Source organism: Enterococcus sp. DIV1304_2, assembly GCF_050555445.1.
Lineage (GTDB): Bacteria > Bacillota > Bacilli > Lactobacillales > Enterococcaceae > Enterococcus_B > Enterococcus_B pernyi.
Genome location: NZ_CP187851.1, coordinates 1,486,883 through 1,501,419, shown reverse-complemented (window position 1 = coordinate 1,501,419; position 14,537 = coordinate 1,486,883). Strand labels below are relative to the sequence as shown.

Annotated in this window: 13 protein-coding genes; 8 read left to right on the top strand and 5 right to left on the bottom strand. The window is 39.6% G+C overall.

The annotated features are described in order from the left end of the window. Positions 1 to 22 precede the first annotated feature (22 nt). Positions 23 to 1,531 (top strand): LPXTG cell wall anchor domain-containing protein, encoded by a 1,509-nt coding sequence (locus IGJ14_RS06970; RefSeq protein WP_108144122.1) that lies wholly within the window; start codon positions 23 to 25, stop codon positions 1,529 to 1,531. A 69-nt stretch (positions 1,532 to 1,600) separates the two neighbouring features. Here IGJ14_RS06970 and bsh read toward each other — a convergent pair whose 3' ends face one another. The 5 genes from bsh to IGJ14_RS06945 all read right to left on the bottom strand — a co-directional run bounded on the left by bsh (position 1,601) and on the right by IGJ14_RS06945 (position 5,207). Further along, the gene (bsh, locus tag IGJ14_RS06965) at positions 1,601 to 2,575 is read right to left on the bottom strand and encodes a choloylglycine hydrolase (protein WP_019723927.1); all 975 of its coding nucleotides are present in this window, start codon (positions 2,573 to 2,575) and stop codon (positions 1,601 to 1,603) included. 116 nt (positions 2,576 to 2,691) lie between these two features. After that, positions 2,692 to 3,132 carry a MarR family winged helix-turn-helix transcriptional regulator gene (locus tag IGJ14_RS06960; protein WP_019723926.1) on the bottom strand — a complete coding sequence of 147 codons (441 nt, stop codon included), beginning with the start codon at positions 3,130 to 3,132 and terminating at the stop codon, positions 2,692 to 2,694. Positions 3,133 to 3,187: 55 nt separating this feature from the next. Then, on the bottom strand, positions 3,188 to 3,598 hold the full coding sequence (locus IGJ14_RS06955; RefSeq protein ID WP_019723925.1) for an organic hydroperoxide resistance protein: 411 nt from the start codon (positions 3,596 to 3,598) through the stop codon (positions 3,188 to 3,190). Between the two features lie 163 nt (positions 3,599 to 3,761). Continuing rightward, a complete protein-coding gene (locus IGJ14_RS06950; protein ID WP_019723924.1) occupies positions 3,762 to 4,610 on the bottom strand; it encodes a YitT family protein in 849 nt (282 codons plus the stop codon). A gap of 237 nt (positions 4,611 to 4,847) precedes the next feature. Further along, positions 4,848 to 5,207: a PaaI family thioesterase gene (locus tag IGJ14_RS06945; protein WP_019723923.1), complete on the bottom strand. Its 360-nt coding sequence runs from the start codon at positions 5,205 to 5,207 to the stop codon at positions 4,848 to 4,850. A 121-nt stretch (positions 5,208 to 5,328) separates the two neighbouring features. Between IGJ14_RS06945 and menB the strand changes: the two genes are divergently transcribed. The 7 genes from menB to IGJ14_RS06910 all read left to right on the top strand — a co-directional run bounded on the left by menB (position 5,329) and on the right by IGJ14_RS06910 (position 14,512). Beyond that, complete coding sequence (gene menB / locus IGJ14_RS06940; protein ID WP_010735416.1) at positions 5,329 to 6,144, top strand: 1,4-dihydroxy-2-naphthoyl-CoA synthase; 816 nt, start codon at positions 5,329 to 5,331, stop codon at positions 6,142 to 6,144. After that, positions 6,119 to 7,603: an o-succinylbenzoate--CoA ligase gene (gene menE / locus IGJ14_RS06935; protein ID WP_195339291.1), complete on the top strand. Its 1,485-nt coding sequence runs from the start codon at positions 6,119 to 6,121 to the stop codon at positions 7,601 to 7,603. The genes menB and menE overlap by 26 nt, the downstream gene beginning before the upstream one ends. Next, on the top strand, positions 7,584 to 8,942 hold the full coding sequence (locus IGJ14_RS06930; protein WP_430608447.1) for an isochorismate synthase: 1,359 nt from the start codon (positions 7,584 to 7,586) through the stop codon (positions 8,940 to 8,942). The genes menE and IGJ14_RS06930 overlap by 20 nt, the downstream gene beginning before the upstream one ends. Continuing rightward, on the top strand, positions 8,939 to 10,648 hold the full coding sequence (gene menD, locus IGJ14_RS06925) for a 2-succinyl-5-enolpyruvyl-6-hydroxy-3-cyclohexene-1-carboxylic-acid synthase (RefSeq protein ID WP_195339285.1): 1,710 nt from the start codon (positions 8,939 to 8,941) through the stop codon (positions 10,646 to 10,648). Before IGJ14_RS06930 ends, menD begins: the two co-directional genes overlap by 4 nt. After that, positions 10,648 to 11,484: a 2-succinyl-6-hydroxy-2,4-cyclohexadiene-1-carboxylate synthase gene (gene menH, locus IGJ14_RS06920; protein WP_195339284.1), complete on the top strand. Its 837-nt coding sequence runs from the start codon at positions 10,648 to 10,650 to the stop codon at positions 11,482 to 11,484. The genes menD and menH overlap by 1 nt, the downstream gene beginning before the upstream one ends. After that, positions 11,475 to 12,587, top strand: coding sequence for an o-succinylbenzoate synthase (gene menC / locus IGJ14_RS06915; protein ID WP_195339289.1), 1,113 nt, complete (start codon positions 11,475 to 11,477; stop codon positions 12,585 to 12,587). Before menH ends, menC begins: the two co-directional genes overlap by 10 nt. A 158-nt stretch (positions 12,588 to 12,745) precedes the next feature. Beyond that, on the top strand, positions 12,746 to 14,512 hold the full coding sequence (locus IGJ14_RS06910; protein WP_019723258.1) for a glycoside hydrolase family 13 protein: 1,767 nt from the start codon (positions 12,746 to 12,748) through the stop codon (positions 14,510 to 14,512). Positions 14,513 to 14,537: the final 25 nt, after the last annotated feature.

Sequence of the window (14,537 nt, the reverse complement as noted above, 5' to 3'; positions counted from 1 at the left end):
ATATTAAATAGGAGGAATTCTCATGAAATATTTAAGTCTTCTCTTTGCTTCTGTTTTACTGAGTAGTGTTTCTGTATCAGTCGAAGCTGCACAGACAGATGAACAGCCTAGCAATGATGTGGCACAACTAGCTGCACATTCAGGCTGGGCAAATGTGAATCAAATCAAATTTTTAGAAGAACATGCTTCAGCAAACTCAGGTATCATGAAACTTAGTCTAGGAGAGACGATCACGGTGAAAGCACTGGTGACTTATTCAGGGGATATCCAACCGATTTTACAGTCTGTTGTTCAATTTGAAAACGTTGATCCAGCCTTAAAGATCGAACATGATCCAGCTTCACTTGTATTCAATAATAAACTAGCAACTTTTACGTTTAATATTACATTAACACAACCGATCAGTAGACCTGCTTTATTCTCTGTAAAAGTGGCAGATGGTCAACCTGGAGATAGACATCACTTGACACCATATAGTCAACGTCAAACAGTTGAACAAAAAGCTGGAGGAACAGGTGGCGTGACTGAGCCAGATCCTAATCCTAAACCGGATAATCCAGACGAAAACCCAGACGTTACACCGGATAACCCAGATGAAAATCCAGATGTAACACCAGATAACCCAGATGAAAATCCAGATGTAACACCGGATAACCCAGACGAAAATCCAGATGTGACACCGGATAATCCAGATGAAAACCCCGATGTGACACCAGATAATCCAGATGAAAATCCAGACGTGACACCGGATAACCCAGACGAAAATCCAGATGTAACACCGGATAATCCAGATGAAAACCCCGATGTAACACCAGATAATCCAGATGAAAATCCAGACGTGACACCGGATAATCCGGATGAAAATCCTGATGTGACACCGGATAATCCGGATGAAAATCCTGATGTGACACCAGATAATCCAGATGAAAATCCCGATGTAACACCGGATAATCCAGATGAAAACCCAGATGTGACACCGGATAATCCAGATGAAAATCCAGATGTCACACCAGATAATCCAGATGAAAACCCAGATGTGACACCGGATAATCCAGATAAAAACCCAGATGTGACACCGGATAATCCGGATGAGAATCCAGATGCAAAACCGGATAAACCAGAGGGCAACAATGGAAACTATGAAGGAGATAACGGGGAAGATGGAAATGGTGGACATGGTGGTGGAGAAGTGATTGAACCACAAATCCACCCCGAAGGCAAAAATCCAACGATCACAATACCTGAACAAGTAAAACCATGGTCTCAAATTCGAAAACAATCAATTCCACATATTGATACGACAGATGTACTGGTAAATAAAAAATCGTCTGAAAGTGCGAAAGAAATTCTGCCAGTGACAAAAATAGCTCACTCATTAAATCAAGTAGCTAATGATAAGAATTCTGCAACATCAACAGAGGAAACAACGAAGCAATTACCTAAAACGGGAGAGCACAATCGCTTCTTTACATGGATGTTTGGTCTACTGATCACAGGAATGAGCATGGTTACTTTTAGAAAAATCAATTAATGATTGTAATAGGTAAAAAACGCCTTGAAACGGAATGTTTCAAGGCGTTTTTGCGTATAAAATGATTGATCAGTTAACATAGTTGATTTGTTCTTCTTCAATCAAAGGATAGGTGAGTAATTCTGTACTATCTAAATCTTCTTTCGTCATATCGACTGCATTGATTTGGCTGTTTGTGTAAGTCGTGTAGTAATAGATTCCTTTGTCTACATTGCAACATGAAGAATAGATCGTATACTCAAATTTTCCATTTCCAACATCACAGAGGCCTTTTTGTTGTTCGACCGATTTTAGGATATGGAAGAATTGACTAACGCTTTCCTGTTCCGTCGTTGCTTTGACGGAATTTAATTTTGTAAATGCAACTTTAACAAAACGAGAAGCAGATGATAAATCTCCAGGTAAGCCTAATCCACCCATGCCGCGAGAATAGACCGATAAATCAAGTTCATCGGAAAAATGGTTTTTAGGGGTAGTCGGTGAGACTGATCGATAGTTATTCAAGTTAAACAATTGATAGTCAAAGGTTGGATTATTTGTTAATACACCGATTGGATTATCATAAATTTTTAAGCCTTCGGCAACTGATTCGATAACAATTGATGTTTCTTGATCCGCTAATATCCAATGAAGAGGAGATAACGGTAGTTCTTCACTGAAATTGATGTTGACTAAATTGATGTCTGCTAATAACGTACGAGCTTCTTCTACATTTTTACATTGACTCAATATCCATGGAATAAATTCAAATGGTGTAATATTGGTCTTTTCAGGATCTTCATCAAAAAAATGGGCATTCCCAGGGAAATTCAAACCAGCCATACTCAAACCTTTTTCATTTGTTGCATCATAATAGAGGGGGTAGTTATCTACAACTGCTGCCATACCGATGATCGCATAATGAGACTCTTGCTTTGGGACTTTTCGATAAACAAAAGGATAATTTCTTGGAGTGATCGTCACCTGTTCATTATAAGAAACCTCTAAATCCAAATTCCGTCCAAAATAATGATCGTTAGTTGTGTAAGTAATAGATGTACACATTATAATAACCTCCTTTTTTTAATTCTATATTAAGACGATAAAAGGAAAATTACTAATAAAATGATTTCGGCTTCTTATAAGTTGTAAAATCAATCAAAAAAAACTCGGTAATTGAATTACCGAGCATCTTGTTCTTTATTAAAATTTTTAAGCATTTTTTTAGTCAAATGAAGCAACATAGATAATTCTTCTTCATCTAAAGGTAAAAATTCAAGGATTTTTTCAGGGATGTCTTTTGCTTGATCTTGCAACAAAAGTCCTTGTTCAGTTAGAGATAGAATAGTTACCCGTTCATCTGAATCAGCTCTTTTACGAGTGATGTACTGCTTAGTAGTTAATTTCTTTATTACAGGAGTCAAAGTTCCTGAATCCAAACACAAGATCTGGCCTAATTCCTTCATGGTGATTTGTTTTCTCTCCCATAAAACAAGTAAAACAAGATACTGCGTATAAGTAAGATCCAGTGGCTTCAACAAAGGTATATAGTAACGAGTAATTTCTTTAGAGGTGGCATATAAAGGAAAGCATAATTGATTTTTTAGTAATAACTCCTCCAAATAGACCACCTCCTAATGTGCTACTTCATAGCATACTTGTTTTTTCTAAAAAAATCTAGTTCTCTACGGCTGTCAAAGTAACTTCAATATTGCCAGCTGTTGCTTTTGAATAAGGACAAACTTTATGTGCAGCTTCTAGTAATTCTTGTGTTTCTTCAATTGATAAACCTTCAACTGAACCTTCGATCTCAACACCTAAAACAAAACTCATTTCACTTTCTGCATATAGAGATACTTGAGCGCTGATCGTTGATGCACCGTCAATATTTTTTTGTGTTTTGATCAAGTCTAGTGCGCTATTGAAACATGCACTAAAACCAGCGGCAAACAATTGTTCCGGATTTGTTGCATCGTCTACACGTTTACCTGGAGCTGCAATGTTAAGCTCGAATGAGTGATCTGGACTGTGTACTTCCCCAGAACGTCCGCCAGTATTGATCATTTTTGTTGAATACATTTTTTTCATTAAAAAATCACTCCTCTTTTTATATTTGATACAATTAAATTGTACACAATTTAATTAGGTAGAGCAATTAACTTGCTTGTAAAAAAGTCTACTCCTGATTTATGAATAAAAACCAAGAGTAGACTTTATTAAAGGAATAGGTCCGTTCATTTTAATTGTGACATCATTCGATCGGATGGTACGTAAATCCACTACCCATGACTTCTGCTACACTATTGACGATGACAAAAGCATTCGGATCGATTTCTTCAATTATCGGTTTGACTTTAGAAAATTCTTGATCAGTGACAACCATCAATAAAACTTCTTTTGATAGATTACTATAACCGCCTCTAGCTTCTAGGATCGTGAACCCACGTCCAATCTCTTGACTTAAACGTGTATGGATTTCTAAAAGATGATTCTCGCTTAGAACCATGATCGATTTTTGACGATTGGTTCCTGTTTCAATGTAATTCATTACGATGGATGTAATTACGATCGACAGAATCGCATAGAGAAATTCATCAAATCCAAAAACAAATAAGGTTAAGGAAACAACGACAGCGTCGGTCATCAAAAGTCCAATGGAAGGACTCAAATTGAAGTATTTTTTGAAGATCAGGGGAGGAATTGTGGTACCGCCACTAGATGAATTATTCTTGTATAAGATAGCTACACCTAAAGCAAAGATCGCACTACCGAAAATGACTGACAAGAGACGATCAGGCGTGATCATATACTCTGGAACGATCTCAATGATCGCTGGGAAGACTAAACTACCAAATAATACTTTAAAGAAAGGTTTCTTGCCTAAAAAGACCAAGGCTAAGACTAACATGATGATGTTCAAAACCAGTATGACTGTTGCTCGGTTCAACCCTAAAGCTGACTCAAGTAAAATACCAAGTCCACTTACGCCACCAGCTGCAATGTGATGCGGACCTAAAAACATGTTGATACTGATAGCTAAAATAGTTAAAGCAAACACTATTTTAATGTATGTCCAAATTATATTTCTACCGTGTTTCATTTATCCACTTCCTACTATACATTTATTTCCAACTATTCTCATTATACATTAATTTTGTATAAAAGTTAACAAAGTTGAAAAAGAAAGTTAGATAAACCTAACTTTATGATGGATCGTTAAAAGATAAAATGGGTCGAAATGGTGGACAACAATTAATAAAAACAATTATGAAATGGAACAAAGTGTGTATTTTTTGCTTCATACTGACTCGATATTTATAGAAACTATTTATAAAAGCTAATTGACCAGCAATGTGCATTGACCTGTAGCGATTTTCAAATCATTATCTAAATAAACCGTTGCCTGCCAAAAGTGAATAGTTTTCCCGACTTTTTCAGGATGTGCGACCACTTTCAAGGTACCTGTAGAGGCTTTATTCAAGTGTTGGACTTGCAGATCGATCCCTACAGCAAAGTGGGGGGCTTGTAAATATTCGTTAGCCCCAATGCTACAAGCCGTTTCGATCAATACAGCATTGATTCCCCCATGCAAATAGCCATAAGGTTGGTGATGCTTTTCTTCAATTGCTAAAGTCAATTGGACTTCTTTAGGTGTGACTGACAGTATTTCGACTCCAAGATGTTGTAATAGATCCATAATTCTGCTCCTATCTAGTTTTTTTTAGTATAACAGAAATTCTAAATTTATTTTAAGATACTCAAACGTTTTCTTTTTTCTTGTGTATAATAAATTTAATGAATTTTAGGAGGAGATAGAAATGAGAGAATGGAAAACGATCAAGGAATACGACGAAATCTTATTTGAACAATATGGGAAGATTGCTAAGATAACAATCAATCGTCCAGAGGTTCATAATGCTTTTACACCAAAAACAGTCTTTGAGATGATCGAAGCTTTTACAATCAGTCGTGATCGTCAAGATATCGGTGTTATCATTTTGACAGGAGCTGGTGACAAAGCATTTTGTTCAGGTGGCGATCAGAAAGTTCGAGGAAATGGTGGGTATGTTGGTGAAGACCAAATTCCGCGTCTGAATGTACTAGATTTGCAACGATTGATCCGAGTCATTCCTAAGCCAGTGATTGCGATGGTAAAAGGTTGGTCGATCGGTGGTGGAAATGTCTTACAACTTGTGTGTGATATCACAATCGCAGCCGAAAATGCGAAATTCGGTCAAACAGGGCCTAACGTTGGGAGCTTCGATGGTGGCTATGGTTCGGGTTACTTGGCTCGTGTCGTAGGGCATAAAAAAGCGAAAGAAGTTTGGTTCATGACGAAGCAGTATAGTGCTGAAGAAGCGTTGGCAATGAATTGGATCAATACGGTCGTACCGCTCGAACAAGTAGAAGATGTGACGATCGAGTGGGCAGAAGAGATGTTGAAGAAAAGCCCACTAGCTCTACGAATGATCAAAGCGGCAATGAACGCAGATACAGATGGCTTAGCAGGTATCCAACAATTGGCAGGGGATGCGACGCTTTTATATTACACCATGGATGAAGCACAAGAAGGACGTGACGCATTTAAAGAAAAAAGAGAACCTGATTTTGACCAATTTCCTAAGTTCCCTTAAACCTCAACCTAATAGCTGGTTGCAAAAACAAGCAATGCTTCATCCAGATGCACCAGCCTGTCAGTGGAACGATCATCATTTGTCTTTTCGCGAGCTGACATCACACGTTCAAAGTTTTGCAGAGTATTATCATCGAATATTACCCAAAGCGAGTGAACGAGTTGCCTTGTATTGTGAAAATGATTTAGATGCCTATTTATCGATCTTGGCATTATGGGAGTTAGGAAAAGAAATCCAGTTTGTCAATTCACGCTTGACGACGAATGAGATCAGTGAACAGATGGCAGATGCTGGGACATCCACTCTTATTTCTGCCAATAAATTAGCAGTCAACGAGCGCATCACTTGGTATTCATTTCCCGATCCTTCGGAATTACACGTCCTACAGCCGAAGGATTGGTTTGATGAAGGGTACGGAGAAAAGGCGATCGCGTCAATCATGTATACGTCTGGAACGACAGGTAAACCGAAGGGCGTACCGCAAACATTTGCCAATCACTATGCGAGTAGCCAAGCGACTGCGCTAAGTTTAGAAGTAGATCGTTCAGATAGCTGGATCTGCTGTGTGCCACTCTATCACATTAGTGGCTTGTCTATTTTATTACGCTCACTTGCTTTAGGCATCCAAGTGATTCTGTTGCAGGGATTCTCTCCTCAACAAGTCCATCAACTTTTAGCAAATGGAAGTGGCAACTATATTTCTTTGGTCAGCAAAATGTTGAAAGACCTTGAACCATTGATCCCAGAAAGTGGTTATGCTCCCTCATTCAAAAAAGTATTATTAGGGGGAGGGCCGGGAGAAGGACGAGTCATGCAAGCATGTATGGAAAAACAGGTGCCTGTGATGCTTTCTTATGGCATGACAGAAACCTGTTCACAGATCGTCGCCCTTTCTCCAGAGTCATTCGAAGCAAAAACCGGTTCTTCTGGTAAAGCTTTGTCTGAGGTATCGATCCGTATTCAAAAAGATAAGAAGTCAGATCAAATGGGAGAGATTTTAGTCAAAGGACCATCGATCACCGACCACTATTTGAATAGCGTCAATCCGGATTCTTGGACAGAGGATGGCTGGTTTCACACTGGCGATTGGGGGTACCTTGATGAAGAGGATTATCTTTATATTGTCAGTCGCATGAGTGAACGCATCATTTCGGGGGGAGAAAATATTTTCCCAGTTGAAATCGAGCGAGTACTTTTAACTTGCAATAAAATTGCGGAGGTCGCTGTCGTAGGGGCTTGGGATGAAACATGGGGACAAACACCTGTTGCTTATGTGCGATTAGATGAACCACTTACTGATAGAGAAATCACTGAGCTACTAGCGCCATTAGCACGTTACAAGCATCCAACTAAAATCTACTGTGTCTCGGAAATTCCTAAAACGGCGACTGGAAAACCAATCAAACGTCTTTTAATGACAGAAGAAAGAGTGAATTACATTGAATATCAAATTAGATAGCTCAATCGATGATCAGCTTTTAAAAAATCATCTTTATTTTACTTATAGCTACGAGCTTGGTGAACAAACGGTAAAAAAACTCTTACCTCTTGTCCCATCTAAAGGAGATCGCTTTTATTGGTGTCCTCCTGATGAGGATTGTGAGCTATTAGGAATAGGAGAAAATTTATTTGATGGACAACAGGATGATATGCCCAGTGCTATCAGAGGATTTTCTCTTGAGTTTTCTAAAAGTTTTTTAAACGTATCAAGCCAGAAGGGTAGACCTTTGCTTTTTGGAGGCTTTCCCTTTGATCCAAACAACTTAAAAGAAAAGATTTGGAGTGAGCTTGAATCTGGCTATTTCATTCTACCAAGTATTCTTTTCAAGCGAATAGGTTCAAAGACTCAAGTTGTTTTGACAATCAGAAAAGAAGCGGCAACAACCAGGAGTCTTTTAAAAGATTTTTCGTATTTAGATAGTCTTGTGAGTGAATTGTTAGATGGCAAAGAACAAGAACAATCAGCAAATGTTCTTGTGTCGTCCGAAGAGCTGGCAGTTCCAACTTTTCTATACAATGTAGATGATGCGCGCAAGGAAATCATACACAAAGCTACTTCGCTTAAAAAGGTCGTCTTAGCAAGACAATTGGCAATACACGGATCTTTCCAGTCGCTCACTCAAATTCTTCATCGTTTAGCTGAACAACAACCACAGACTTATTTATTTCTTTTAGCATCGGATCAACTTGCTTTCATTGGTGCAACTCCAGAACGATTGATTCAAGGAACGAAAAGTCATTTTATGACTGCTGGGATAGCAGGTTCGGCACCTAGAGGATCTACTATGCAAGAAGATGATGAAATCGGTAAAGAACTTTTAAAAGACTCTAAAAATACACAAGAACACGGAATTGTTGCGCAACGATTAGAGGATCAATTAGCAAATATTGTCGCAGGGGATGTCGCTGTTTCTTCCCGTCGGTTATTGAAAAACCGTGATATTCAACATTTAGCGATGACTTTCTCTGGAGAACGTAAACAGGGAGTCTCATTGATCGATGCGGTTGAACTGATCCATCCTTCACCGGCTTTAGGTGGTGAACCTCAAGGATTGGCGTTGCAATGGATCAAAGATCATGAACCTTTCGGTAGAGGGTTATACGGGGCACCAATCGGGTGGGTGGACCCGATCGAGGATGTCGGTGAGTTTGCTGTAGGCATCCGCTCAGGCATCTTGACTGAAACCGAAGGAATATTATATGCAGGTTGTGGCATTGTTGCGGATTCTAATCCTGAGGCAGAACGCCAAGAAACATTGCTGAAATTCCAACCAATGCTTAGAGGAGTGAAAGGATGACGAGACAACAAGAGATGACCGCTTATTTATTGGCATTCATCAAAGGAATGAAAGAAGGCGGGCTTAAAAATGTCGTGATCAGTCCTGGTTCACGATCGACCCCACTTGCCTTGTTACTTCATAGAGACCCAGAGATCAATACAACAGTCAATGTTGATGAGCGATCGGCGGCATTCTTTGCATTAGGTATGGCAAAAGCATTGAAACAACCAGTCGGGGTTCTTTGTACGTCTGGTACTGCCGCAGCGAACTTCTTTCCAGCGGTTTGTGAAGCAAAAGCAACAAACATTCCTTTACTATTGCTAACAGCAGATCGTCCACCAGAAGCACGTGGCGTTGGTTCGCAACAAACGATGGACCAACAAAAGTTATTTGGTTCGCATATCAAAAAGTTTATTGAATTAGCACTTCCTGAAGCCAGTTCGGAAATGATACGGTATAGCTACTGGCATGGTGCCAATAGTGCCTATGAAGCAACACGCGTGCCTGCTGGCCCTATTCAGATCAATTTGCCTTTTAGAGAGCCATTATTGCCTGATTTAACTTTTTCTCTTGATGGATCTTTTCATCCAAAAAAACTGGTTACTCAAATTGTGTCGAAGCAAGTACCGGAGCTTGTTCCTTGGCTATCAAAAAAAGGGTTGATGATCGTCGGTAAAGAATTGACACCTGATGAGGCAAAAGCGTTACTTACTTTAGCAACAGCTTTACAATGGCCAATCATTGGCGATCCTTTAGCAAATCTAGGTGCTTGTCAACAAATGAGCGATGTCTATCTTCCGCACGCAGATTTGATTTTTTCTGGACCGGTTACTGAAACGCCTGAAGTCATTTGGCAATTTGGTAATCTTCCTGTAGCTAAAAATGTGATGCTTTATTTAAAAAAACATCACGAAGCTATTTCTGACTATGTTTTGATCGATGAGGAAGAATGGCGTGATCCATTACATTTAGGAACGAGTTTTGTTCAAATCAGCGTGCTTGATTTCTGTAAACTAGTACTGGAAACTTTGGATGCAATACCTACGCCAACCCCTGACGAATGGTTGGCGCAATGGAAAAGAGCTTATAAAAAAGCGAGAGAAGTCATCACTAAAGAATTGTCTATCGATGAATGGAGCGAAAGCAATGCTAGTTGCCAGTTATTGCAAGCGATAAAATCAGAGGAAGCTTTATTTTTAGCAAATAGCAACGCGATCCGCTTTGTTGATCGTTTTGCTTCGCCTACTGGAGAATCATTTCCAATCTATGGGAATCGAGGGATCAACGGGATCGACGGGTTGATTTCTACAGCGGCAGGAATCGCTTTGGTAAGGAACAAGCGGATGTTTGTCTTGATCGGCGATCTTGCGCTGTTTCATGACATGAACGCGTTGGAGCTAATTCGACGTTATCACTTACCTGTTACTTTAGTCGTATTGAACAACAATGGTGGTGGAATTTTTTCTTTTCTTCCTCAAAATCAACTTTCAGAGACTGATTTTGAACCATTGTTTGGTACACCACTTGATTTAGAATTAGAGAAAGTAGCAGATTTATATAATGGTCATTATATACAACCAACTTCAAGGAAAGAGTTTGCGCAAGCGATTGAAAAAAGCCGGAGTCAAGGGGATTGGACAATGATTGAAATCAGAGGGCAACAACAAGAACCTGTTCAATTATGGGAGCAGATGAAGCGTCGTTATCAGGAGGAAATAGACTGATGCCAGTTGAGACTGTACGTGGGGCGGCTTACCATTACCGTTGGTTACAGCAAACTGATCCAAAGCAGCCAACGGTTATTTGTTTGCATGGCTTTACCGGTAGTACACAAACCTTTATGTTTGAGAATCCTCAGTTTAATTACTTAGCCATCGATTTGATCGGTCATGGAAAAACAGCGGTTTACCTGCATCCTTATCGCTACCAACTTTCGTCACTAGTAGCTGACTTGGCGAGTTTAGTCTCATTATTAGAAATCCCCTCTTTTTATGTATTAGGCTACTCGATGGGCGCTCGAGTAGCACTTGCTTGGGCGCTCGAACAACCACAAGGGATCAAAGGACTCATTTTAGAAGGTGGAACTGCAGGAATTGCAGATGAACAGCAACGAAACCATCGTAAAAAAGCTGATCGAAAACTTGCTTTACGTTTATTGAGAGAGCCTTTGATTGATTTTGTTGATGATTGGGAGAAGTTGCCACTATTCGCTTCACAACAGGCGCTATCCTTGGAACAAAAAAGCAGAGTAAGAAACGAGCGACTTGCTCAAAATAAGCTAGGTTTAGCATTAAGTCTTTACTATATGGGAACTGGCGCGCAAAAAAATTATTGGCCAGATTTAGCGAGTATCGAATGCCCACTATTGTATCTTGTTGGTCAAAAGGATGAGAAGTTCCAAAAGATCGGTAAACAAATGACAAACATTAAAGAGATTTTTCGTTGCCAGATCCTTGCGAATTGCGGGCACTGTTGTCACATCGAGCAGCCTAGGCTATTTGAAACAACTGTCACTACTTGGATCAGTGAAATGGAAAGGGAGTGGACGCCATCAAAATAGTCAACATCCAACAGTACTGTTTGCGATTACCCTTAGTGACACCTTTCAGAACGAGTTATAGTCGATTGGAAACAAAGGCTTTTGATTTGTTGATCGTGGAAGATGAGCTAGGGAATCAGGGGATCGGCGAGTTGGTCGCTTTTGAACGTGCAGATTACATCGAAGAAACGATTGATATGAGTCGGTCAGTATTACAAAAAGAACTGATTCCTTGTTTATTCGAACTTGACTTCTCACATCCAGAAGAAATTTGGTCAGCTTTCAAACATACGCAAGGGAATTTCATGGCAAAATCAGCGGTCGAAACAGCGGTTTGGGATCTTTATGCTCGTCGAATAGGGCGCCCATTACAAAAGTTGTTTTCTGCCGAACGATCAGCGATTCCCGTAGGTGTCAGTATTGGTGTCCATGACAACCCGATAGATTTACTTGCGACTGCAAAAACTTATGTTGATCAAGGATACCAACGAATCAAGTTGAAAATCACTCCTGGCAATGACTTAGTGCCACTGCAAGTGTTGCGTGAACAATATCCAGAGATCCAATTGATGGCTGATGCGAATTCTGCTTATACGATCAGCGATCTGCCGTTATTCAAGAAAATGGATGCCTTGAAGCTTGCGATGATCGAACAACCTTTTCACCCTCGTGACTATGTTGACCATGCCATACTTCAAAAGGAAATCAAAACAGCAGTTTGTCTTGATGAGAATATTCGAACACTGGAAGACGTAAAAACAGCTCATGCACTGGGAAGTTGTCGAGCAATCAATTTAAAGATTCCCAGAGTCGGAGGAATCACTGAGGCTTTAAGAATCGTCGATTTTTGTCAGGAAAATGATTTGCTCGTTTGGTTAGGTGGTATGTTTGAATCCGGAGTCGGTCGAGCGATGAATCTGCATTTTGCAAGTCAAGATTGCTTTACTTTTCCAGGAGACTTGTCTGCTTTTGATCGCTATTTCTATGATGATATCGTCGAACCCAAAGCACGAATCACAAATGGACATTTGAGGATTCCTGGTCAATCAGGGATTGGTGTCACATGGCAAGAAGAGCAGTTGTTAAATTATGCATATGATCAGAAAACCTATGTAAATAAATAGCGTCAAGAAGATGAATCACGCATGTTTTGTAAACAGTGTGCTATTCATCTTTTTTTTGCTAAAAATCTTGTTACCGATAACAATGATGTAAGCGTTGTCTTTCGGTTAGTTATCTTTTATAGTTGTTTTTGTTAACTGAAAGACAAGGGAGGACTGAAATGAATACTGCAGCAATTTATCATCGACCCGAAAGTGAATTTGCTTATTTATACAGTGATACAACGATGCGGATTCGCTTACGTACAAGTAAAGATGATGTCAAACAAGTTTCTGTGATCAGCGGAGATCCATATACGATTTTCTCAGAAAATTGGTATTTAAAAGAACAACCAATGAAAAAAGGATTAAGTACACTTCTTCATGATTACTGGGAAATCGAGTTGACGAGTGATACTAGACGATTGCAATACGGTTTTCACATCGTGGGAATTGATGGGATGGATTGTTTTTACGGAGACCAAGGAATATTCCCTTATCAAGAAGAAACATTGGCGAATGCAAACTATTATTTCCGTATGCCATATTTTCAACAAATCGATCGCTTCAAAGTACCTGAATGGGCAAAACAAACGATTTGGTATCAAATATTTCCTGAACGCTTTGCGAATGGTGATCCAACAAATGATCCTAAAGGTACGTTGCCTTGGGGAAGTAAAGACCCCGATCGAGAAGATTTCTTTGGCGGAGATCTTCAAGGGGTGATCGATCATCTCGATTACCTAGCTGATTTAGGAATCACAGGGATTTATTTCTGTCCTGTTTTTGAAGCAACCTCGAATCACAAATATGACACGATCGATTACTATGCGGTCGATCCACAATTTGGTGATAAAGAGTTATTGAAAGAGTTAATCACAAAAGCGCATGATAAAGGAATCCGAATCATGCTGGATGCCGTGTTCAATCATATGGGTAGTCATGCACCACAATGGCAAGATGTGATCGAAAATGGCGAGAAATCCCGCTACAAAGACTGGTTCCACATCCATTCATTTCCAGTGGATGCCTATCAAATGACAGATGTTCCTGAAACAGCCGAAAATCTGGCATATGATACGTTTGCTTTTACGCCATTTATGCCTAAGCTCAATACAGCAAATCAAGAAGTACAAGATTATTTATTAGATATTGCCACGTATTGGGTCAAGGAATTTGATATCGATGGGTGGCGGTTAGATGTAGCAAATGAAGTGGATCATCATTTTTGGAAGAAATTCAGAGAAGCGGTCACTACGATCAAACCTGATATTTATATTTTAGGCGAAATCTGGCATTCTTCTCAAGCTTGGTTACAGGGCGATGAATTCCATGCGGTGATGAACTACGCCTTTATGGATTCGATCAAAGACTATTTCGTCCATAAAAAAATCACACCCACTCAAATGGTCAGTGGCATGAATCATCAGCAAATGCTTTATCGTGATCAAGTCAATGAAGGGACATTCAATTTATTGGATTCTCATGATACAGCCAGAATCTTGACTTTGTGTAAAGAGGACAAGGAACTGATGAAATCAGTGTTAGCTTTCATGTTCTTACAAAAAGGAGCGCCTTGTATCTACTACGGAACAGAAATCGGCATGACAGGTCATGATGATCCTGACTGTCGAAAATGTATGGTCTGGGAAAAGGACCAGCAAGATCTTGAATTGCAGGGGTTCGTCAAAGAATTGATCTGTGTGCGTAAACAAGTGCAACAAGTGTTGATTGAAGGGGATCTGACTTGGCGCTCGGTCGACGATAAAAACGAACAAATTCACTTGACTCGTCATCTCGATCAGCAAACCATTCATGCTTATTTCAATCAAGGAACAGAACCGTACTTGGTCGATTTAGAAAATGATGTTTTATTCAGCCAAAATTGTGACATCTTAAAAGACGGCAAAGCTGAAGTCCAAACGAATGGATTTTTGATCCTTTGTTAAGTTGTTATCGGTAACATAGAGAAAG